A 22,616-nucleotide genomic window follows, 5' to 3' on the forward strand; every position below is an offset into this window, starting at 1 on the left:
CGCAGCAAAGCCACTGCCGAAGATTTTACGTGGCTTGCTGAAAATCCATCTCCGGCGGCTGACGACGAAAGCCACCGGTGAGCACCGCCAGATACACCACGCCAATCGCCAGCCAGCTCAGGCCCAGATACACCGCCAGGTGATCGAGGCTGACCATCAGCCACAAGTCCGCCACCAGCCCGATGAACGGGAAGACCAGAAACAGCACCAGCTCAAGCGGGCCCTTTTTTTCACCACCGATCCAGTAGTGAAAAATCACCGACAGGTTGACCAGACTGAACGCCAGGAACGCGCCGAAGTTGATGAACGAAGTGGACGTGGTCACGTCGAGTTTCAGCGCCAGCAACGCCACCACTGCACACAGCAGGATGCTGTTGACCGGTGTGCCGAAGCGCGCATGCAAGGCGCCGAAAAACGACTTGGGCAACACGCCGTCGCGGCCCATCGCAAACAGCAGGCGCGAACCGCTGGCCTGGGCCGACAACCCCGAGGCGAACTGGCCGACGATCAGGCCGATGAGGAAGATCGAGACGAACAGATCACCGCCAATGTTGCGCGCAATTTCATAGGCTGCCGAGTCGACGCTGTCGAACTGGAATGACGGATGGGCGATCTGCACGAAGTACGACACCCCGACGAAGATCAGTCCGCCGATCAGGGTGATCAGCATGATCGCCCGTGGAATGGTGCGGCGTGGCTCGCGGGTTTCTTCGGTCAGCGTGCTGACCGCATCGAAGCCAAGGAACGAGTAACAGGCGATGGCCGCGCCGCTCATGATCAGCGGCATCTGCATGTCGCCGTTGAAGAACGGTTTGATCGACCACAACGGCGTACGCGCATCGCCGCCAACGTAGTGCACGCACAGCGCGACGAAAGCGATCAGCACCAGAAATTGCACCAGCATCAGCAAGGCATTGATGCCGTTGGCCAGTTTCAGACCGATGATGTTGATCGCGCTGGTGATGCCGATGAACGCCAGTACCCAGATCCACTGCGGGATCGACGGGAATGCCGACGCCAGATACGCCGCGCCGACCAACCAGATCGCCATCGGCAAGAACAGATAATCGAGCAGCACCGCCCAACCGGCGATGAAGCCGAGCTTGGGGCTGATCGCCTTGCGCACGTAGCTGTAGGCGGAACCGGCGACCGGGAACGCGGCGGCCATGCGCCCGTAGCTCATGGCGGTGAAGAACATCGCCACCAGTGCCGCCAGATACGCGGCCGGGACCATGCCGGCGGTGGATTGCGCGAGGATGCCGAAAGTGCCGAGGACAATGATCGGCGTCATGTAGGCGATGCCGAACAGCACCACCGACCCTAATGACAGGGTGCGTTGCAAATGAGCCATGAGCGACTTACTCCGAATGTTATTGGATTTATGGCAGAGCCGAGTTCGGCGAATGTTTCGGGTGTGGCTTTGTTGTTTTTTGGATCAAGCAGGTGTGTTGTCTGGACTGGCCTCTTCGCGAGCAAGCCCGCTCCCACAGTGACCGCGTTCCCCTGTGGGAGCGAGCTTGCTCGCGAAGACGTCAGTGCGCTCGACACGCAATTCGGATCAACACAAAGGAATCAGCAACTCACGCAATCCAGAAGCGTGCTCCACCACCTCCCCCGGCAGTTTCAAACGCTGATCATCCAGATAGCGGTAATCCTTGCGCGCAATCGCCAACCGGTCGAAATCCAGCTCGACGCTGAACTGCCCTTCCTCACGCCCCGCTTCGAACAGCAATTCCCCCAACGGATCGACCAGCGCACTGCCACCGGCAAACATCAAACCGTCGTCCCCCGCCTCAACGCGATTGACCATCAGCGCAAACGCCTGATTCTCCTGGGCGCGGGCCATGATTGCGGTGCGGTGGGTCGGCGCATACGGATCCATGTTGCCGTTGGTCACGATCAGCAATTCGGCGCCCAATTGCGCCAATGCGCGGGCGGATTCCGGGAACTCGATGTCGTAGCAAATCAGCAGGCCGACGCGCACACCGTTCCACTCGCAAGTGGCATAGCGGTCGCCCGCTTCGAACACGCCGCGATCCGAAGCCCAGAGGTGGGTCTTGCGGTATTTGAGCGCGATGCCTTCCGGGGTGATCAGCAGGGTGGTGTTGTAGAAGCGCCCGTTGGCGCTTTCGGCCATGCCGATCACCACGGCGATGTTGCGCTCGCGGGCGGCGGCCTGCACGGCGCGGACGGTCGGGCCATCGACCGGCTCGGCGATCTGCGCCACGGTGTCGGCGGTCGGGAAGCCCATCAGGTGGGTTTCCGGGAACACAATCAATTGTGTGTCGGCGGCGCATGCGGCAATCGCCGCGAGGGCGCGTTCGAGGTTGTACGCCGTGTCTTTGTCACGGCCCGCCAGTTGGGCGAGTTCGACTTTCATCGCGAGTCCTTGTGGTCATGGCCGGGCGCTGAAAGATTGCCCGGTGGCTGTCTGTGGGCCAGTATGCGCAGCAAGCAACCGGCCAGGGAATCACGCGGCCGGGGTAACCCGATAGGGGTAGATCCATGTCCGTTTCTTTTGATGACATCACCTGGCACCGCGCCGTCGGGCAATTGATCGACGCGCTGGACAAGCCGAATTTCTGGGCGCAACTGGTGCGTCTGCTCGACCAGTACGTGGCGTTCGATAGTTGGGTGGTGCTGCTGTTCAGTGCCGATCAGCACCCGCAGGTGTTCGCCGAATGCCCCGGCGAGGACGGCAGTCCCGACCCGCTGTTTCAGGATTATCTGCGCGGGTTGTACCTGCTCGATCCGTTCTACATCGCCTGCCGTGAGCAGTCGCGCACCGGGCTTTTCCGCCTGTCGGAGGTGGCGCCGGAGCATTTCGAGCTGACCGAGTATTACCAGCGATACTTTCGTCTGAATGTGGTCGCCGACGAAATCCAGTTCAATTGCCAGCTCGAAGGCGAACGCACGTTGTGCCTGTCGCTGGGCAGTGAAAAACGTTTCACTGGCGAACAGATTGCCTTGCTGTCATTGATCCAGCCGTGGGTGCTGGGCCTGTTGCGTCAGCGCCTGCCGTACGAGATCAACCAGACCGTGGCTCTCGCTGCCGCACCTGCACCCGCTGACTGGCGGGTGCAACTGGAAGCGTCGGTGCAACAACTCAAGGGTGCACAACTGACCGCCCGGGAGCTGGATGTCGGGCGTTTGATGCTCAGCGGTTGCTCCAGTAAAGAAATCGCCCGTAAGCTGGAAATCTCCGTAGAAACCGTGAAAGTCCATAAGAAACACATGTACAGCAAGCTGGGGATCAAATCCCAGTCGGAGCTGTTTTCGATTTTTCTCCAGGCGCAGAACGCCTGATACAGCGCTGTGAGCTTTTCTGTGGGAGCGAGCTTGCTCGCGAAAGAGCCGTCATAACCGACATATGCGTTGACTGGCCCACCGCTTTCGCGAGCAAGCTCGCTCCCACAAGGATCTGCGGCGCTGAACAATCCAAGTCCGAACCAAGGAAACCGTATGAGCCTGTCACTCCTGAGCCGCTACGCCTTCTTTGCCGTCTGCGTGATTTTCACCCTCGCCAGCCTGCCCTTTCTCGAACACGACTGGCTGTGGCCGATCACCGCCGTCACCGCTGTACTGAGCCTGCTCGGTCTGTTCGACCTGCTGCAAAGCCCGCACGCGGTGCGCCGCAACTACCCGATCCTGGGCAACATCCGTTATCTGGTCGAAGGCATCCGCCCGGAGATCCGCCAGTACCTGCTGGAATCCGACAGCGACGCCCTGCCCTTCTCCCGCGCCCAGCGCTCGCTGGTGTATTCGCGGGCGAAAAATGAAAGCGCCGACAAACCCTTCGGCACGCTGATCGACGTCTATCAATCGGGCTTTGAATTCATCGGCCACTCGATGCGCCCGGCGCCGTTGAGCGACCCAAGCAGTTTCCGCGTCACCGTCGGCGGGCCGCAATGCACGCAGCCGTATTCGGCCTCGGTGTTCAACATCTCGGCGATGAGCTTTGGCTCGCTCAGCGCCAACGCCATCCGCGCGCTGAACCAGGGCGCCAAACTCGGCAACTTCGCCCACGACACCGGCGAAGGCAGCATCAGCCCGTATCACCGCGAACACGGCGGCGACCTGACCTGGGAACTGGGCAGCGGCTACTTCGGCTGCCGCACCAGCGACGGCCGTTTCGACCCGGAACGCTTCGCCACTCAGGCACAGAATCCGCAGGTGCGGATGATCGAAATCAAGATGAGTCAGGGTGCCAAACCCGGCCACGGCGGGATCCTGCCCAAGCACAAGGTCACCCAGGAAATCGCCGACACCCGCGGCATCATGATGGGCGAAGACTGCATCTCGCCGTCGCGCCACAGCGCGTTCTCCACGCCGATTGAAATGATGCATTTCATCCAGCAACTGCGTGAACTGTCCGGCGGCAAACCGGTGGGTTTCAAGTTCTGCCTCGGGCATCCGTGGGAGTTCATGGGCATCGCCAAGGCCATGCTGGAAACCGGCATCTTGCCGGACTTCATCGTGGTCGACGGCAAGGAAGGTGGCACCGGCGCCGCACCCGTGGAGTTCACCGACCACATCGGCGTGCCGATGCGCGAAGGCTTGCTGTTCGTGCATAACACCCTCGTGGGCCTGAACCTGCGCGACAAGATCAAACTCGGCGCCAGCGGCAAGATCGTCAGCGCCTTCGACATCGCCAGCGTGCTGGCCATCGGCGCCGACTGGGCCAACTCGGCACGCGGTTTCATGTTCGCCATCGGCTGCATCCAGTCGCAGAGCTGCCACACCAACAAATGCCCGACCGGCGTCGCCACCCAAGACGCTCTGCGCCAACGCGCCCTCGTTGTCCCGGACAAGGCCCAGCGCGTCTACAACTTCCACCGCAACACGCTCAAGGCGCTGGCGGAAATGCTCGCCGCCGCAGGCCTTGAGCATCCGTCGCAACTGTCGGCCAAGCACCTGGTGCGCCGCATGTCGGCGACCGAGATCAAACTGTTCTCGCAGCTGCATGTGTTTCTGAAACCGGGGGAATTGCTCACAGGTGAGGTGAATGGCGAGTTCTATTCGCGGATGTGGCAGATGGCGCGGGCGGACAGTTTCGAGCCGCAGGAAGTGGCGGCAGCATGATGATCGATGCGCCGGTCCGACCGGCAGGCTGGCGCATCAGCTCCGCTGCTGGCGAAACAACACAAAGCGGAAAAAGCCGTAGCCCAACGTCAGGTTCAGCGCGGTAAACACCGTCACCGTCAGCAAGCCATGCCAGCCACGGGTATCGGCAATCGAGCCGATGCCGAAGCTTGCTCCTCCCATCAGACACATAAACAGCAAATAACCGAATACCGACGTTTTGCTGTCGAAGGTGTAGAGCATATTCACGTAAAACGAGAACGCCGCCGCCACGCAAAACGCGGCGAAGTTACTGGCTGCCTGAGTCAACCCGACGGCGCTGCACAAAACAAAAAACATCTGCCAGTGGATAAATGCATCGGCGATTCCAATCACTGTCAGCGCTGGAAATCCTTTCATGTTCATTCCTTGCCATGGCTTCGTTCGGCTGACTTTTAAAGCTAGGGCAAGGCGCTTGAGCGGTCTACTGTCAGAAATTACAGGTACAGGGTGGATTGCGACAAACGGTCAGGTGCACCACTGCAGCAATCTGTCTTGCTGAGAGGTTGTATCACTCTTTCAGACCCGTGGTTAATGCCCCTGTAGCGTCCATGAAAAAAGCCCCGACCAATGGGCCGAGGCTTCTTTATGACCGCACTTTCAGCTTACGCAGCCGAACGCACCGCACCCTGCGTTTCGCCGGTCGGCTGCAACTTGAACACGTAGAACAACACGGTCAGCAGCACCAGGAACACCGGCCCCACATACAGCGCCACGCGAGTATCCGGGAAGTACGCCATCAGGCCGACCACCAGCACCAGGAACGCCAGCGCGAAGTACGAGCTGACCGGGTACAACCACATCTTGTATTTCAGGCCGGCACGTTCGCTGGCGCTCAGGCCTTTGCGGAATTTCAGTTGCGCCAGCAGGATCATCACCCAGGTCCAGATCGCGCCGAAGGTCGCGATCGAGGTGACCCAGACGAAGACTTTCTCCGGCACCAGGTAGTTGAGCAGCACGCCGATCAGCAGCGCGAAAATCGACAGCAGCAACGCCCGACGTGGCACGCCGTTGGAGGTCTTGGCAAACCCGGCCGGGGCCTGGCCGTTCTGCGCCAGGCTGTAGAGCATGCGCCCGGTGCTGAAGATGCCACCGTTGCACGACGACAGCGCCGCAGTAATCACCACGAAGTTGATGATGCCGGCGGCGGTCTTGATCCCCAGACGCTCGAAGGTCATCACGAACGGGCTGCCCTGAGTGCCGATTTCGTTCCACGGGTAGATCGACAGGATCACGAACAGCGCGCCGACGTAGAACAGCAGAATGCGCCAGAACACCGAGCCGATGGCATCGGGAATGGTCTTCTGCGGGTTCTTCGCTTCACCGGCGGTCAGGCCGATCATCTCGACACCGAGGTAGGCGAACATGACCATTTGCAGGGACATCAGCACACCGGTCACGCCGTTGGGCATGAAGCCGCCGTGGGCCCACAGGTTGGAAATCCCCAGCGCCACGCCGTCGTTGCCGAAACCGAAAGCGATGATGCCGACGCCGCCGATGACCATGGCGATGATGGTGACGATCTTGATCAGGGCGAACCAGAACTCGAATTCACCGAAGGCTTTTACCGCGATCAGGTTGATCGAGCCCATGCTGATCAGCGCCGCGAGGGCCCAGATCCAGCGCGGTACATCGGGGAACCAGATGCCCATGTACACGGCGACGGCGGTGATTTCCGCGACGCAGGTCACCAGCCACAGGAACCAGTAGTTCCAGCCGGTGAGAAAGCCCGCCAACGGGCCGAGGTAGTCCTGGGCGTAGCGGCTGAACGAGCCGGCCACCGGGTTGTGTACGGCCATTTCACCGAGGGCGCGCATGATCACCAGGATCGCCAGACCGCCGAGAATGTAAGACAGCATGATCGCCGGGCCAGCCATTTCAATGGCCTTGGCCGAGCCGAGGAACAGGCCGACGCCGATACAGGCACCGAGTGCCATCAGGCGAATATGCCGTTCGCCGAGTTCGCGTTTAAGCGGGCCGCCGTGAGCGGTCTCGCCATGGGGCAGGTGATTGCCGACTGGCATAGGGATACAACCTCGTCTTGTTATTGGATATGACCACCGTGTGTCGAAGCCTCGACCGATAGGCCTCAGCTTCCCGACACCGCGCCTGCTTCGTGGGCAGACGCGTCATGCAGGACCCTGCCTGCAAGATCAGCGGGGCGTGCAGTATAGAAAGCTTGATACAGGGCTTTTCACTCTATAATCAACAACATTCAGCTAGAAGTCTCGGCAAAAAGCCGCTTTGCGGAGAGATATTACCTGATATGCGTAGGAATATTCACCACAAAAAAGGCCGGGGAGTATTGCACGATGATGGTGCACCGTCATGGCCCTGCTTTGGTGGTATTGCGTGGGAAATGGCTCTAGTCCGGCTATCTACGCCAACCTGCTCAGATCAGATTCAAATTTCCTGTGTCAGAAGGACTCCCTCCCCCCTTGGAAACCGAAAACTCCTACGGCTTTTACAGATCCGGCTCAAGTAATGCGCCACTAGCCTTCAGACCTGATTACTGAACGCAGGGAGCGAACATGCCAGTCAAACCAAATACTTACCGTCTTCGATTAGGCCGACATTCCGAAACAGACCGAGCCTATTTCGTCACTTCAGTTGTGTATGACCGCCAACCCGTATTTTCCGACTGGCGCACAGGCCGTTTATTGGTTACAGAGTTCCGCCACGCCCATGAACAAGGCTTAGTGGAGTCCATCGCCTGGGTGGTCATGCCTGATCACTTTCATTGGTTGATGCAGTTGAAAAGCGACAACCTTGGCACAGTCATTGGCGCGGTAAAGGCGCGCTGCACCCAAGCCGTTAACAGGAAAACCGGTCGTCGCGGTCGATTGTGGCAAACCGGTTTCCACGACCGCGCTATCCGTGATGGTGAAGACTTGAAACCATTCGCCCGGTACATCATCGCCAATCCGCTACGGGCGGGATTGGTAGAGCGGATTGGCGACTACCCGCTTTGGGACGCCTGCTGGCTCTAGATCCATTACCGAAACTCAACATGTAAATTCATCTGTGGTCAGGAGATTTGAATGTGGTGAGGGGATTTATCTGTGGCGAGGGGATTTATCCCCGATGGACTGCGCAGCAGGCCCAGCTATTAAAATGCGTAGCCCCTTGTTCAGGGGCCGCTTCGCGCCCCATCGGGGATAAATCCCCTCACCACAGTTAACCTCCACTCAAAATAGCCAGCGACTTCAGTTTTGTTCAGATGGCTTCCCCGTACTTTTTTTCCCCCATCACCAACCACCGTCTAAGCTTCAGTCAAGTCCGATCAATCTGCGTGAATGGATCAATCGACTATGGGCGCTTTGTGGCAAACCGATTCGAGTAAAGCCGTGGTTCCGACTGAACGTGTGGATGAAGCGCCTGTTCCCCCCCAAAAACGCCGCAGCCGACATGGCTGGAAGGCGTTCTGGTTGTTGCTGCTGATTATCGCCATCGTGGTGGGTCTGGCCGCGAGCAAGGAAATGCGCACCTCGCGTTTCCAGTCCCGTGAACTCAGCCAATACGCCGCCTCGCTCAAATATCAGCTGGAACCCGGCCCCAGCGAAGCGATCCGCTATCCGGGCAATGGGCCGTTCGATTTGCGTCTGGGCTACAGCTCCCTCGACGAATTCCTGCCGCGTCTGCTCAAGCGCAATTACGTGATCACCGAGCAGTCCCGGTTTTCGCCCGCGCTGCTGAGCTACACCGACAAGGGCCTGTTCGTGCCCTATTCGGAAAAAATCCAGGCCGGGCTGTCGATTACCGATTGCCGCGCTGCGCCGTTGTATCAGTACAAGTACCCGCAGCAGCTGTATTCGAGTTTCGCGGCGATTCCGCCGGTGGTGGTCAGCAGTCTGCTGTTCATCGAAAACCGCTTTCTGCTCGACCCCAGACAACCGCTGGCCAACCCGGCGGTGGACTGGCCGCGCTTCGGCATGGCCGCCTGGTCGCAGGTGGCGAAGTTGTTGAGCCTGCCGGGGCAATCGGCGGGGGGCAGCACCCTGGCGACGCAACTGGAGAAGTACCGGCACTCGCCCGATGGCCTGACGGTGTCCGGCGCCGAGAAGATCCGTCAGATGATTTCCGCCAGCGTGCGCGCCTATCAGCCGGGGCCGGAAACCCTCGGCGCGCGGCAGAACATCATCCGCGACTACCTCAACAGCGTGCCCCTCTCCGCCGTGCCGGGGCATGGCGAAGTACACGGCATGGCCGAAGGTTTGCGGGTCTGGTACGGCAGCGATTTCAACCAGGCCAATGCACAGCTGAACAGCCCGGCCACTGATCCGCAAGCCATGGCCGACAAAGGTCTGGCCCTGCGCGAAATGCTCTCGCTGATGATCGCCCAGCGTCGCCCTTCGCATTACCTGAACAAGGGCCGTGAAGAACTCGCCAACCTCACCGACAGCCACTTGCGCCTGCTCAAGCAGAACGGCGTGATCGACGCCGCGCTGGCCGATGCCGCACTGGCGAGCAAGGTCACCTACCGCGACTGGCAGACCCAGCCGACCATCCAGCCGATCGAAACCAACAAGGGCATCAGCGTCGCCCGCAGCCGTCTGGCGAGTATGCTCAACCGTCCGCTGTATGACCTCGATCGCCTCGACCTGTCGGCCACCAGCACCTTGCAGGGCGAATTGCAGACCCAGGCCACCGACTACCTGAAAAAACTCGCCGACCCCACGTTTGCCGGGCAGACCGGTTTGATCGGCGAACGCCTGCTTACCCCCACCAGCACCACCCAGGTGCGCTACAGCTTCACCCTGTTCGAACTGACCCCGGACGGTTCGCGCGTACGCGTGCAGACCGACAGCACCGACCAGCCGTTCGACATCAATGAAGGCAGCAAACTGGAACTCGGTTCGACGGCGAAGATGCGCGTGCTCACCACTTATCTGCAGATCATCTCTGAGCTGCACGACAAGTACGGCGCCATGAGCGTGCCGGAACTGAAGAAAATCGAAGTGCCGGATCAGGATCGCTTGAGCCAATGGGTAATCGATTACCTGATCCAGAACAAGGATCACGATCTGTCGAAAATGCTCGGCGCCGCGCTCGACCGCAAGTACTCGGCCAGCCCCGGCGAGGCGTTTTTCACCGGTGGCGGCCTGCACGTGTTCAACAACTTCCGCAAGGAAGACAACGGCCGCCTGCCGACCCTGCGCGACGCCCTGCGCGAGTCGATCAACCTGCCGTTCATTCGCCTGATGCGCGATGTGGTGCGCTACGTCACCTACTCCGGCCCCAACAGCAGCGCCGAGTTGCTCAAGGACGACCGTGACCCGCGGCGTCAGGAATACCTCGCCAGTTTTGCCGATCGCGAGGGCACTTCGTTCCTGCTCAAGTTCTGGAAGAAGTACAGGAACAAGGACACCCAGGCGCGCCTCGACACCTTCCTCGACAGCATGCGCCCAACGCCGATCCGCATGGCCGCCGTGCACCGTTATCTGCTGCCCGATGCCAGTCAGGAAGATTTCAACAGCTTCGTGCGCGCGCACCTCAAAGGCGCCAAGCTCAACGAGAAACTCACTGACGACCGTCTGATCCGGCTGTACGACGCTTACGGCCCGGGTACTTACGATCTGCCGGATCAGGGCTTCATTGCCAAGGTTCACCCGCTGGACCTGTGGCTGATGGGCTACCTGCTGCACAACCCGGACGCCACCTTCAGTCAGGTGGTCAAGGCTAGCCAGTTCGAGCGTCAGGAGGTCTACAGCTGGCTGTTCAAAAGCAAACACAAGGGCGCCCGTGACAGCCGCATCCGCACCATGCTGGAGATCGAGGCGTTCCTGGAAATCCACCAGCGCTGGCAGAAAGTCGGCTATCCGTTCGACCACCTGGTACCGTCGCTGGCCACCGCCATCGGCAGTTCCGGCGACCGCCCGGCGGCACTGGCGGAGCTGATCGGCACCATCCTCAACGATGGCGTGCGCATGCCCACCCTGCGCATCGACAGCCTGCACTTTGCCGCTGGAACTCCGTATGAAACACGCCTGACCAACGACCCGCACGTGGGCAAACGGGTAATGCCATCGGAGGTCGCCACGGCATTGCGCGAAGCCCTTTCGCAAGTGGTGGACTCGGGCACAGCGAAACGCGTTTCCGGCAGTTTCAAAATCGCCGACGGCACCCCGCTGGTCATGGGCGGCAAGACCGGCACCGGCGACAACCGCATCGAAGCCATCGGCTCCGGCGGGCGCATCCTCAGTTCGAAGTCGATCAACCGTACCGCGACCTTCGTGTTCTACATCGGCAACAACCACTTCGGCACGCTCACCGCGTTCGTCCCTGGGCGCTCGGCGGAGAACTTCAAGTTCACCTCGGCGCTGCCGGTGCAAGTGCTCAAGGGCATGGCGCCGATCCTCTCGCCGTACCTGCAACCGGGTACGCACACGATGTGCCAGGCGCCGGAAGTCACCGCCGCCCGCTAAGCACGAAAGCGCTGTGACGTGGTGGTAACTGTGTATTTTTCACTCCCTGTTTTTCGAAGCCTCCATGCGCAACCCCGACGGTTTCAACCGGGTATTTGCGCTTTTTTCACCCACTGTCCTTGCCTAGGCTGATCGCTCCATTTTTGATCAAGGACGATCCAGCAATGCCCACCCTTTCCCCGCAGGGGCAACCGCCACGCACGGCGCACCTCGTCTCACCGGATGTCAGTGTTCATTATCAGACGATCGAAAAAGCCATCCCGGCCTGGCTGCGCGCAAGCTCGGCAAAGCGGGTCAATGAATTGCAGCTGCACCGACTGAAGCTGCCGGCCTGGTATCAAGAGGTATCGGACGCCGAACATCTGCGTCTGCAACAGCAGATGCAAAATGCCTGGAAAGCACAAAACGATGTGGACAAGGCCTTGAGCAGTCTGCAAGACGTCTACGCCTTCGCCAAACCGTTATTACAGCAGGCACTGCACCAGCGTTTCGGCGTCGAGGACGATGTCGAGAACACCTGGCTGCGCCTGTACGCCCCCGTCAACAGCGCGTGGTGGGCCCATGACTTTGCCGGTGCAACCACCAGCCGCACTGTCTCGCTGCTCGACGCTGCATTGCATAATTTTTCCCGTGGTGAAGCGTTCAGCCCGGCCTCGGAGTTCATTACCCGCCCCGATGCCAACGGCCACTTCACGGTCAGGCCGCTCAAGCACAAACTGAGTATCGAGCAGTTCAAGTCACTGTGCCGCGAGCTGAATATCGGCGCCCGATACGAGCAGCATCTGCACGAGTTTCTGCGCTCGGGCAACCGCGTGGCCCGCCAGGTTTTGCAGTACCGGGTCATCTTCAGTCAGAAAAGTACATTGAGCGTCTGTGCCCAGTTGGCCCTGGCGAAAAAGGACATTGACCGCGATGCCTACGAGGTCATCCAGGGCATGCTCGATGACCGGCGCAACCTGCGCTGGCGCGGGCGTGCGATCAACTACTACAACCTCACCATGATGGATACGGCGCTGACCGGTATCACCCTCATCGCCCCTGACGTGGACTCCGCCAATGCCCCGGTTCCGGTGATTGCCTATGTGCCCCATGACCCGGAGCATCCGCTCAGACAATACGCCTCGGCGCTGGACTTCATGGCTGAACTGACGCGGCAACTGCGCGACCGCGACTCCGCCGGCAGCTATCAGCGGTTTTTCAGCCAGTTCGTGAACCATCAGCAGCGCGGGCATTTTTTTGCAGGCTTGAACGCCCGCCTGAGCACCGTGAAATGGCACGCCGTACCGCCGGGAACCAACCTGCCCAGTTGGCGCGAAACGCCTGTGGATCACCCCGACCTGCGCTTTCGCCTGACGAAAATCCAGGACGACCGCGATACCCGTTACACCGGCAGTCTCTGGGCTTACTTCCATCAGCAGAAGCTCAACAAGATTTTCAATGACGCCCGGGAGATCGCCATTTCGACCGAGTATGCCGACCGCATGGCCCGTTGGGCCTGGTGGGACAACCTGGGGAAAATCCTCTCGGATATCTTCAACGTGGCGCTGCTGGTGGTGACCCCGCTGGTGCCGGGGCTCGGCGAATTGATGCTGGCCTACACCACGTATCAACTGCTCGACGGGGTCTTTGAAGGCATCGTCGACATGGCCGAAGGGCACCTGGCCGAAGCGGGTGAGCAAGCCATCGGCGTGCTGCAAAGCATCGTCCAGCTCGGTGCCTTCGCCGCAGGCGCGAGCCTGGGACGTGTCGCACGGGTCAAGCTGTCGTCGTTTGTCGAAGGCCTGAAACCGGTGCAGTTGGCCGATGGCCAGACCCGCCTGTGGAATCCGGATCTGGCGCCCTATCGTCTGCCGGAACAGACCCTGCCAAGCCCGGCCCGCCCGGATGCGCACGGCGTTCATACGCTGGGGGACAAACAGCTGCTGCGCCTGGATCAACACGTCTTCGAGGTGACCAAGGATCCGGTTTCCGGGAAACACCGCCTGCGCCATCCGCGACGTCCCCGGGCCTACGCGCCGACGCTTGCGCACAACGCCGACGGGGCCTGGGTCTGTGAAACGGAAAACCCGCGTCTGTGGGACGGGCGAAAACTGATGCGGCGCATCGGTCATCGCACCGATGGTTTCAGCGACGCGCAACTGGAGCACATGCGCCTGCTGACCGGCACCGACGAGGACATGCTGCGTCGCATGCATGTCGACAACACCCCGCCGCCACCGTTGCTCAGCGACACGCTGGATCGTCTCGGCCCGGCGCGCGCGGCGCAGCCCGACGCGCCACTGTCGCCGGCGGCCAGCCAGGTGCTGGTGGATTGTCCACAGTTGACGCCGGTTCTCGCCGAGCGGGTGGTTACCCATGCCCGGCCGATGGAGCAGCAGCAAGCCACGACGCAACGCCGTTTGCCCTTGCGTTTGCGCACGAGCGCCCGCGAGGTGCAGTTTGAATTGCAGTCCGTGCGCGCCGCCCAGGGTTTGCAGCAGGAGGCCCTGAGCAACATCGACAGCGAACGGCTGATTCTCGGCGCGCTGCGGCATTACAGCGATACCTTCGGGGCGCTGCGGATCGAAATCCGTGAAGGCACGTTCGACGGCGAGTTGCGTTGCGAGGCCGGAGCACCGGTCGCCGAGCGCGTGCGGGTGCTGGTGCGGGTCGCTGCCGATCGCTATCAAGTGCGCGATGGCGCGGATCTGCCGATCCACCCCGCCAGTGGCTTGTACGAGGCAATTCTGCAGGCGATCAATCACGATGGCCGCAGTGCCCTCGGGTATCGAACCGACGACATCGAACCGTTCAAGCAGTGGATCATTGCCAGAACCCAGGCCCCCAGCGAGCGGCGCACGCTACTCGCCAGCCCGCCGATCCGCCCGATCGCTGAATACAACACCCTGTTTCTGGTACGCGGCCCGGGCCTGAGCCGCAATGCCGCCACACTGGAGCAACGCATCCAGGATCTGCACCCGCATTTCAGCCCGAGCGAGGTCGAAGCGTTTGCCAATGCCCTGACCGAACGCGGCGAGCCGCTCAAGGCCATCGAGGCACATGAAGACGAACTCGATGAACTGCGGGTCATCGTCCATCGCTGGCGCTATCAGCAACCGGAGAGCTGGGGGCCAGGCAGTCAGGGGTTCCGTGACGGTGGCGGGCTGCATATTTACGAAAGTCTGCTGAACTGCTTCGAACGCAAGAACGCGCACCTGGGCAACCGTGCCGATCCGTCGGCCTACGCGCTGGACCTGTCGCGGGAGCTGCTCTCCACGGATCTGGAAACCTGGTGGGCGAAACATCCGCCGCTGAAGAAGTTTCTCGACAAGGTCACGCTGCTCAATCTCGACAACGCGCGGTTTTCCCCCGACGCCAACGGCCTGCTCAAAGACTTTCCGAACGTGGTCGAGCTGAGTGCCAAATACTGCGAGCTGACGCGCTTGCCGGATCGCATCGGAACCACGATGCGCCGCCTCGAACGCCTGCGCCTGAACAACAACCACATTGTGCTGGATCGCGCCGCCGTCGAACGGCTGGGCAACCTGACCTACCTCGAAGTGCTGAGAATGGACGACAACCCGCTGGGGCTGTCGCCTGATCTGTCGCGCATGCCGCGCCTCAAGGTGGTGGCGCTGAAGAACACCGGGCTGACCACCTGGCCGGACGGCATTCTGGCCAAGCCACGGCCACGCGGTTTGCTGCTCGATCTGCGCGGCAACCCGCTGACGGTAATTCCCGACGTGCCGAGTGGTTCCGATGCGCAATGGCTGGTGGCGCGCACGCGTCTGGACGTCGCCGCCCTGTCTGATCTCAACCAGTTGCGTTACCAGGACAGTCGCCGTTCGATGGCACTGCCACCGGAGCCGATCATGCCGGTCGCCATCCCGGGTACCTCGATCATCTCCAACTACGGCGCCGACTACTGGTCCGACGTGCCCGGCTGGGGCGTTGATCGCGAAACACCGTGGACAGAACTGGTGGAAGATCCCATGGCCGAACCGTTCATGGCGACGTTGCTCAGCGTGCGTGAGTTTGCCGATTTCCGCGCTGGCGGAACGGCGCGCGAGCAGTTGATGCAACGCGTCTGGCGCATGCTCGACGCCGTGCACGTCGACAGTCGCTTGCGCGAAAAACTGTTCACCATGGTGGTGGCGCCGGTGGACTGCGCCGATGCCGGTGCGCAGCTGTTCAACCACATGGGGGTAAACGTGCTGGCCTACGAGGCGCATGCCTATTCGGTCGAGCCGAAGGAACTGGAACTGAAACTGGTGACGCTGGCCAAAGGCGCGGCGCGCCTGGAACAGGTCAACGAAATCGCCCGGGCCGATGTCGCCAGCCGTGGCGGCAACCCCGACGACGTGGAGGTTTATCTGGCCTACCAGACCGGCCTGGCCAAACGTCTCGGCTTGCCCTGGCAGTCCGAGGGCATGCTGTACCGGCCGGTGTCCGGCGTCACTGACGCGATGATCGATCAGGCCTGCGACACGGTACTGGCGCTGGGAGAAGGCGATGGCCTGGTCAACCAGATGCTTGAGCTCGACTTCTGGAAAGAGTACCTGAGCGAGCGCTATCCCGTGCGCCTGGAAAGCAACAAGCGTCTGTTCCAGCACCGCTACGAAGCCCTTGAATCGCTGCGCGAAATCCAGCTCCAGTGGGTGCAATCGACTATGGCCGAGGAACGCGCAGCCTTGCGCGAACAGCTCAAGTCGTTGATGAACGATCTGCCGGCGCCGGCAACCGTGGTGTTCAATGAGGAGCCGATCAGCGACACGCTGTTCGAGCGGCTGCTGGTCGATCTGGCGGATGACGAAAAAGAGCTCGCGCGTCGCCTGACCCGTGAAGCCCTGACCCGCGCCGGGCTTTGATAACGGCGCGCCGGTCTGCCCGTTGCACATCGGGCAGGCCGGGCACCTCAGGGCGCCGCTGCATTGAAGATCAGGTGCACGTTGCCATAGTAATTCCCCGGCTTGTAGCCGCCGGCGGGTGTGATCGGCTGGATCTCCAGCGCATAACGTCCGCCGGCCCTGGCCTGCTCCGCAGAAACCACCTGACGTGGCGTCTCGTGAGTCAGCACGGTATCGGCGAAGCTGACGCGCAGATAAATGTTCTGCTCCTCGCGACCATTGGACAGAAACGCTACGTTCTCCAGGCGGGCCTCGATGGCACTGGTGTCGTGCCTGAGGTCGAAGTGTTTGCGCATTCCGCCGAGGCTCTTGGTGCTGATATTCCACGGCAGAATCTGCGCACGATGAATCCAGTCCGTTTCGGCCGGTATCACATAAAAACCCAGCGTCGGAATATCCACCGACACCTCGAACCGGTGCTCTTCGCGTGCCGCAAACGACTCTGCACTGAACAGGGTCAGAACGCCCGCGCACAGAGTCATCAACGATGGCTTGATCATTTCAGGTCACCCCGTGATGAGAGGCCGGCTACGCGCAGGGACTTCTTGCTGTCGCCCTCCACCAGATTGAAGCGGTATTCACGTCCGGCCTGCTTGTCGAACTCAAAACTGTTGCCTGCGCGGATGTGGTGTTTGGTGGTCGGCTGGCAAGCGGTTTCGTCTTTCAGCGCACAATTGCGGAACTCGTCAATCAACACCACGGTGTTGCCGTTATTGCGCACTCGATAGGTTGTCGGGGTGTCTTCGATCACGCTGTCGAAACGGCTGTCTTTCGGGCGCACAAAGAACACCGTACCGAAACCGGTCATGACGTTGACCCCGGCCGACAGCGTGGTTTTGTATTGCTCACGCTCCTCGGCGGACACGGCGAATTCGTCTTCCTTTTCCGGCACCACCGGAATGAACCGCACGCGGAAATAGCGCTCCCGGTCACGCTCGCCCATCATCAACAGACGCGTACCCTGCATGCCGTTGGCCGGCACGATCAGTCGCGCGGGGCTGGCCATCAGGCCGTCTCGACTGCTCATGTCGGCCTGGCTCTTGACCTCGATTTCCCGCGAGGTGCCGTCGGCGTCGTAGAGGATTTCGAGGATGTTGACCTTGACGAATGCGGTGCTGTCGCCGCTGTTGAATACCCGTTTCAGGTACGTGCTCTTGTCGCCGTCGAGGTAGTCGTAGACCGTCCCGACATTGATCTGCGGGCCGGCCTGCAGGGTAAAGGGCAGCCCGCTCAAAACCATTGCTAACACCAGACGCTTCATCACCTTGATTCCTTGGTCGTTGAACACAATGCCGAATCGACTCATCGCTGAATGGCCCATCAGATATCCGAATCCCAGATCACAATGACAACACCGGAATAGCTGTCGCTCACGCCGGGCTGCAGCATCTCTGCCATCGAATGCGGCCGAACTTCGAAATGCAGGGTTCCCGGGGCTCGATCCACATAAAAACCCGGTTTGAAATACAGGGCACTCCCAGCGCCGGGCTTCAACGGCATGCGTCTCACCGGTTGGCCGGCAAGATCGGTTATGCCATCGGGCATGCTGACGCTGACGTACAGCTGGACTCGACGGTAATTATTACTGTCCTGCAATCCGCACTCGGCACCTATTCCAGGGCCGCAATTGATCAGCATCTTGAAACGCGACGACGCCGAGATGTTGAAAGTCTGGTCGCGAAACAGGCTGACCGGCCGACGTCCGGCCTGTAGCCAGCTCTGCCAGCCACCATTGGGAACCAGGCGGACTTTTTCGCCACCGGGCGGAATTTCGACCTTGAGGGTGTGCTGTACATTCAGATTGAAATTCAAGGTCAGAGACGAACTAGACGGCAACATCACATCGCCAAAATCGAAATCCGCATTCGGCCCGACGCTGTAGGTCAGCGAACCGCTGTAGTCCCCCGACGACATGCCCAGCGGGTCGGGGGTGACCAGTTCATAGGCAAAATCAAGGTGCTCAAGACGCAGCCACGGCACATCGAACTTCGCCTGCTTGGTGCAGGCAGTGGCCGCTGGCGTTTTCCAGAAAAACGAGTATGAATCGGGGGAGTACCAACCCACACCGCTGTACTGACAGGGCGCCGGAGCATAGACCCAACTCAAGCCCCACAACAGGTTGTGGGCGCTGCGATCGTCTTCGGCGCCCTCCACCAGTTTCATCACATTCTCGGTCACATAGCGCGAACCGATACCGACGATCCGCACCTTGACGATTTTTGGCTCGTGGGTGGTCTCGTGATAGACCGTCAGCTCACGCCACTGCACGGGTACCTGAAACGTTGCCCCTTGCCGCGGCGAAGGGTGATTCGCCGCAATCGGCGCACGAGCGTTGAACTGAATCGGCACCTGCAAGCTGAATATTTCGTGCTGCTCGCACTGCGCCGGATCGTAGGTGCAGTAACCACTGGAGGGCGTGGTGTTCTGGAACTTGTTGCGGTGCGGATAAGACGAGTCCGGCTTGAACTCGGCGGTGATCGACACTTGTTCGGCGTGAGCCGCAGATACCGTGCCGGCGACCAGCACAACAGCGGCCAGCCCGCGACGCAGGTATGTAGCCAAGGGTGAGACGTTCATGTCTGCAAATCTCCTGAAACAGGCCGTATCAACCCGCGGTCTGGGCTTTATGGGTGACGTCGGCCAACGTGTCCGGCGAGCAGCGCAAATCGCCGATCATCAGCACGTTGTTTTCGCGGCGGTGGTTGTCGATATCGAGCCGGAACTGGCACAGCAGTTGATCGGCGTAGCGCACTTCGAGGGTCGGTGAGCCGGCGTGCATTTCCATCGAGAAAAACCCGTCGACTTCGCTGACCCCGCGACTGGCGTGATTGATCACGTGATGGCCTTTGAGCGGCTGGCCCTGCGGGTCAAGCAGGCGTCCGAGTACGGTGACAGTTTTCATCACCCGCACCTTGCGGTACTCCACACCGCCCTTGTTCAGGTGGTAGCGGGTACGGGACGGTTCGATGCTGGCGGCCGGAACGTGATTGCCTACGAAATCGAAGCCCACCGAGCTGTTGCGGTACGCCGTGAGCGGGATGAAATTGCGCCCCGGGCGCAGCGCTGAACTGCCACCGCTGAGGTCGTCGGCGCGCAGGGCGATGTCGGCGATATCCGACTCGACATCGACGATCATCCCGGCGCCACGGCCCTGATGCTGGCTGGTCATGAGCAGTTGCTGACCGCCGACGATCACGCTGCTGTCGAGGTTCACGCCACCGGTGAAGTTGCCGTTGTAGGACGAGCGCTGCACGAAGCCGTCGCCATTGACCCAGTCGGTACGGAAGTTGGCCAGGCTCGAAAGACCGACGCCGTAGGTGTCGGTCAGCGCCGTGACCGAAACGCTTTGCAGAATGTGATCCTGCAGATCCTTGCGGTAGCCGATCGAGCCATTGTTGTCGCGCCCGCCATCGCGGGCGGTGCGGCTGCCGATGCTGCCGGAAATCTGCTGGCCCGGGCCGCCCAGCGCCATGTTGATGCTCAGGTCGATCCCGCGATTACGCGCCTCGCCGCTGCTGTAACTGCCCGGCCGGTCGAACAGCGACAAGCGCCAGTTGGCATCGCTGCCAAACAGCTCGGTGCGTTGCGTCCAGCCCAGGTCCATGCCCACGCCTTCGACGTTGCCTGTGCTGTGCGAGACCCGCGCACTCAGCGAGTTCTTGCGACTGATACGGTGGTTGAGCGCCAGCGACGAGTTGCTGGTTTCGCCGGTGAACACATTGCGCTGACGCACGCGGGTACCGTCGGGCAGCGTGTCGTAAGTGTTGCGGGTGTCGAGCCAGCTGCGGTTGTGGCTGACCACCAGGCTGCCGGCGCCATAGTTGTACAGGCCCTGCACATCGGCGCCGGTGCCATGGTCTTCGGTCTGATAGAGGTTGGCGAAGAGGCTGATGCTGTCGGCCAGGCTCCAGTCGATCGACGTGCCGTACTGCAAGGTGTCGCGTACCTGACGCGCCGACAGGCCGAGGATCACCCGCGGGTGCAGCAGATAGTTGAGCGCGGCGCCGGCGGTGAGATCACCGCTTTGCTGTTCCTCCCAATTGCTCAGCAGTTTGCTTTCCTGCCCGGCGAACACGTTATAGCGCCAGCGCTGGTCGAGGTTTTGCCAGTTCACCGGTTTGTAGACCAGCTCCTGAGTGGTCGCGGTGATCTGGCCATCCTCAATCAGGCGCACTTCGACTTCGTAGATGCCACCGGGCAAGGGACGGGTATCCAGCGTCTGTAAACCGGCCGGCACGGCTTGCGTGTTGATCAACAGGCCATCGCGATAGATCTCCACCGACGCCTGGCGATTGGCCGTGACGAAAATCGGGTAGACGCTGGGTCGCGGGCTATCGACCGCCAGGCTGTCGGAGCTGCCATACATCACGCCCACCGCCGTGTCCGGGCTGGTGCCGAACGACCGGGGCTGGCGGGTCAGGCCTTCGGAATTGGGGGTGAAATAGCCAAGGCGGAAAAAGCTGCCCTGCAGTTCGCGCTGGGTGTAGAGCTCGTGTACCGCATGATAGGTCTTGGTGTCCGGCCCGCCGAGGCGCGCCAGTTGCATATTGAAAGCCTGGCTCCAGTTGCCGAGACTGGCACTGGCTTCCAGACCGAAACGTCCGCCCAGATCCTGATTCTGGCCGCCATTGAGGTTCAGTTGATTGCGCAGCATCAGACCGCTGCTGCCACCCTCGGGCTGCTCATGGAAGCGTTGCGTCTGCAGATCGCGCTCGGCATTTTCGGTGGCGATCGAGAGCAGTGAGTTTTCCAGGTTGTAATGCACCGCCAGCAGTTGCTCGGGGCATTGCCCGCTGCAGCTGCCAAGCGCTACGCCGGATTTGAGGAGACTGGCCCAGGTTTCGCGCTCGACGGCGCTGATACGGCTGTCACTGGTGTCGGTGAAGTCGAGCAAGGTAATGCGATCATCGCGCGACAATATAATCATTGCCTCGCCCAGCGGTTGTTGATCAAGTTCGACACGAACCGCCAAAGGCACATCAAAGAAATGCTCTTCAAAGTCCGCCGGAAGACCTTTCGCCTGAGCCAGCAAACTTCGCGGTGTATTATCGACTGGAGGCGGCGCCGCCAGTACGCTGCTGCTCAAAAGCAACGCAAGCGCAGCCGCGATGGGCGTCATCGGATACATGGATTAATACTCTGATTACCGGAAGTAAAAGCCCGGCCGGGCAACTTCAAAGTTGCCGGCCGGTTACGTTACTTGACAAGTAACGTCAGGTATTGCCGTTATGACTCAAACCGAAGGTTCGACGACCAGCATGACCACACCGGTGTAATCGCCAGCGGCCGGCTTGGCGCCGGTAGCGCTGATCTTGAAGGGCGCGCGATAACGCGTATTGGACTCGGTATCACCCACTACTTCCTGCGAGGTGGTGGTCAGCGTCTTGCCGTTGAGTTCGACTTTCAAATCGATGGTGTTGCTACCGCCAATCAGCTTCGGCACCCCTTCCAGACGTGCATGAACCTTGCCGGCAGTGTGCAGCACGTCGAAGTGCCCGTTGACTTCGCGCATCGAATTGGTGGCCGGGTTGTAGCTCATGTCCTGATCCTTGTTGACCAGGTCGGCATCCACCGGCACCGCATAGAAGTCGTCAGCCGGCACGTGCGCCACGAGACTGATGGAGTGCTTGGCTTCAGTGGCGGCAAACGCCATCGAGGCGCTCATGGCCAGGACAGTCAGAGGGGCGGCAAAGGCGAGTTTCTTGAGCATCATTGAATACCTGTCTTATATAAATTAGTTGAGTCGTCGAGCAGCCAAGGCGAACAGAACAGTCACGAGCAGTCAGTGCTCACCGTTAACTTTCAACGCCGAAGAATGTTCAACCAATTTATCTTTAAAGTAAGCAGGCAACGTCCTGCGACCTTGTAGCCTGGACGCCATTAGATGAGAAAGAAAAAACCGTGAAATTCAGGAAAGTTCCAGTCCAACTGTAAGATACAGACTACAGCGCGCCAGCCTAATGACTGCACGCGCCACAACTTCACAGCAACTTCCGTAAGACATGTACCACACTTTCCCGGAAATAAAGGGCGAAACGGAATATTAGAGAATCAGCACTAATCTGCGCCTTTGCCGGGGGATTTAATACTGCGTTTTCTTGATCATTTTCCGGTTTTTTCGACCGCAGATTCGATCGGTCAGGTGTGCGCCGTTGGTCAGGAGCCCTTGTCAGCGCGCAAAGAT

14 protein-coding genes are annotated in these 22,616 nt (G+C 60.5%); 5 read left to right on the forward strand and 9 right to left on the reverse strand.

All coding sequences use genetic code 11. The features are described from left to right. Nucleotides 1-25: 25 nt before the first annotated feature. Both ACS4NR_RS15900 and ACS4NR_RS15905 read right to left on the reverse strand, forming a co-directional pair. Nucleotides 26-1,351 carry an APC family permease gene (locus ACS4NR_RS15900; protein ID WP_456017850.1) on the reverse strand — a complete coding sequence of 442 codons (1,326 nt, stop codon included), beginning with the start codon at nt 1,349-1,351 and terminating at the stop codon, nt 26-28. Nucleotides 1,352-1,558: 207 nt separating this feature from the next. Continuing rightward, complete coding sequence (locus ACS4NR_RS15905) at nt 1,559-2,380, reverse strand: carbon-nitrogen hydrolase family protein (protein WP_456017851.1); 822 nt, start codon at nt 2,378-2,380, stop codon at nt 1,559-1,561. Nucleotides 2,381-2,505: 125 nt separating this feature from the next. Between ACS4NR_RS15905 and ACS4NR_RS15910 the strand changes: the two genes are divergently transcribed. Beyond that, entirely contained in the window at nt 2,506-3,306 is an 801-nt protein-coding gene (locus ACS4NR_RS15910) for a helix-turn-helix transcriptional regulator (protein ID WP_166497554.1), read from the forward strand. A gap of 156 nt (nt 3,307-3,462) precedes the next feature. Continuing rightward, the gene (locus ACS4NR_RS15915) at nt 3,463-5,082 is read left to right on the forward strand and encodes an FMN-binding glutamate synthase family protein (RefSeq protein ID WP_456017852.1); all 1,620 of its coding nucleotides are present in this window, start codon (nt 3,463-3,465) and stop codon (nt 5,080-5,082) included. A 36-nt stretch (nt 5,083-5,118) separates the two neighbouring features. On the opposite strand, the gene ACS4NR_RS15920 is transcribed toward ACS4NR_RS15915, so the two are convergent. Both ACS4NR_RS15920 and ACS4NR_RS15925 read right to left on the reverse strand, forming a co-directional pair. After that, the gene (locus tag ACS4NR_RS15920; RefSeq protein ID WP_115984359.1) at nt 5,119-5,481 is read right to left on the reverse strand and encodes a GtrA family protein; all 363 of its coding nucleotides are present in this window, start codon (nt 5,479-5,481) and stop codon (nt 5,119-5,121) included. A gap of 245 nt (nt 5,482-5,726) precedes the next feature. Next, nucleotides 5,727-7,145 carry an amino acid permease gene (locus ACS4NR_RS15925; protein WP_456017853.1) on the reverse strand — a complete coding sequence of 473 codons (1,419 nt, stop codon included), beginning with the start codon at nt 7,143-7,145 and terminating at the stop codon, nt 5,727-5,729. A 507-nt stretch (nt 7,146-7,652) separates the two neighbouring features. Between ACS4NR_RS15925 and ACS4NR_RS15930 the strand changes: the two genes are divergently transcribed. From ACS4NR_RS15930 to ACS4NR_RS15940, 3 genes are all read left to right on the forward strand, one after another. Next, entirely contained in the window at nt 7,653-8,111 is a 459-nt protein-coding gene (locus tag ACS4NR_RS15930; protein WP_098965430.1) for an REP-associated tyrosine transposase, read from the forward strand. 321 nt (nt 8,112-8,432) lie between these two features. Continuing rightward, complete coding sequence (locus tag ACS4NR_RS15935; protein ID WP_456017854.1) at nt 8,433-11,546, forward strand: transglycosylase domain-containing protein; 3,114 nt, start codon at nt 8,433-8,435, stop codon at nt 11,544-11,546. Between the two features lie 164 nt (nt 11,547-11,710). Then, nucleotides 11,711-16,393: an NEL-type E3 ubiquitin ligase domain-containing protein gene (locus tag ACS4NR_RS15940; RefSeq protein ID WP_456017855.1), complete on the forward strand. Its 4,683-nt coding sequence runs from the start codon at nt 11,711-11,713 to the stop codon at nt 16,391-16,393. Between the two features lie 47 nt (nt 16,394-16,440). Here the strand turns inward: ACS4NR_RS15940 and ACS4NR_RS15945 are convergent, their stop codons facing one another. The 5 genes from ACS4NR_RS15945 to ACS4NR_RS15965 all read right to left on the reverse strand — a co-directional run bounded on the left by ACS4NR_RS15945 (nt 16,441) and on the right by ACS4NR_RS15965 (nt 22,142). Continuing rightward, nucleotides 16,441-16,932: a CS1 type fimbrial major subunit gene (locus ACS4NR_RS15945; RefSeq protein WP_150368538.1), complete on the reverse strand. Its 492-nt coding sequence runs from the start codon at nt 16,930-16,932 to the stop codon at nt 16,441-16,443. Beyond that, a complete protein-coding gene (locus ACS4NR_RS15950; protein ID WP_456017856.1) occupies nt 16,929-17,693 on the reverse strand; it encodes a molecular chaperone in 765 nt (254 codons plus the stop codon). The genes ACS4NR_RS15945 and ACS4NR_RS15950 overlap by 4 nt, the downstream gene beginning before the upstream one ends. 59 nt (nt 17,694-17,752) lie before the next feature. Next, nucleotides 17,753-19,009 carry a hypothetical protein gene (locus ACS4NR_RS15955; RefSeq protein WP_456017857.1) on the reverse strand — a complete coding sequence of 419 codons (1,257 nt, stop codon included), beginning with the start codon at nt 19,007-19,009 and terminating at the stop codon, nt 17,753-17,755. A 28-nt stretch (nt 19,010-19,037) separates the two neighbouring features. Next, a complete protein-coding gene (locus tag ACS4NR_RS15960; RefSeq protein ID WP_456017858.1) occupies nt 19,038-21,560 on the reverse strand; it encodes a CS1-pili formation C-terminal domain-containing protein in 2,523 nt (840 codons plus the stop codon). A gap of 105 nt (nt 21,561-21,665) precedes the next feature. Further along, nucleotides 21,666-22,142: a CS1 type fimbrial major subunit gene (locus tag ACS4NR_RS15965; protein ID WP_027612105.1), complete on the reverse strand. Its 477-nt coding sequence runs from the start codon at nt 22,140-22,142 to the stop codon at nt 21,666-21,668. Nucleotides 22,143-22,616 lie beyond the last annotated feature (474 nt).

The organism is Pseudomonas sp. JQ36, assembly GCF_053851495.1.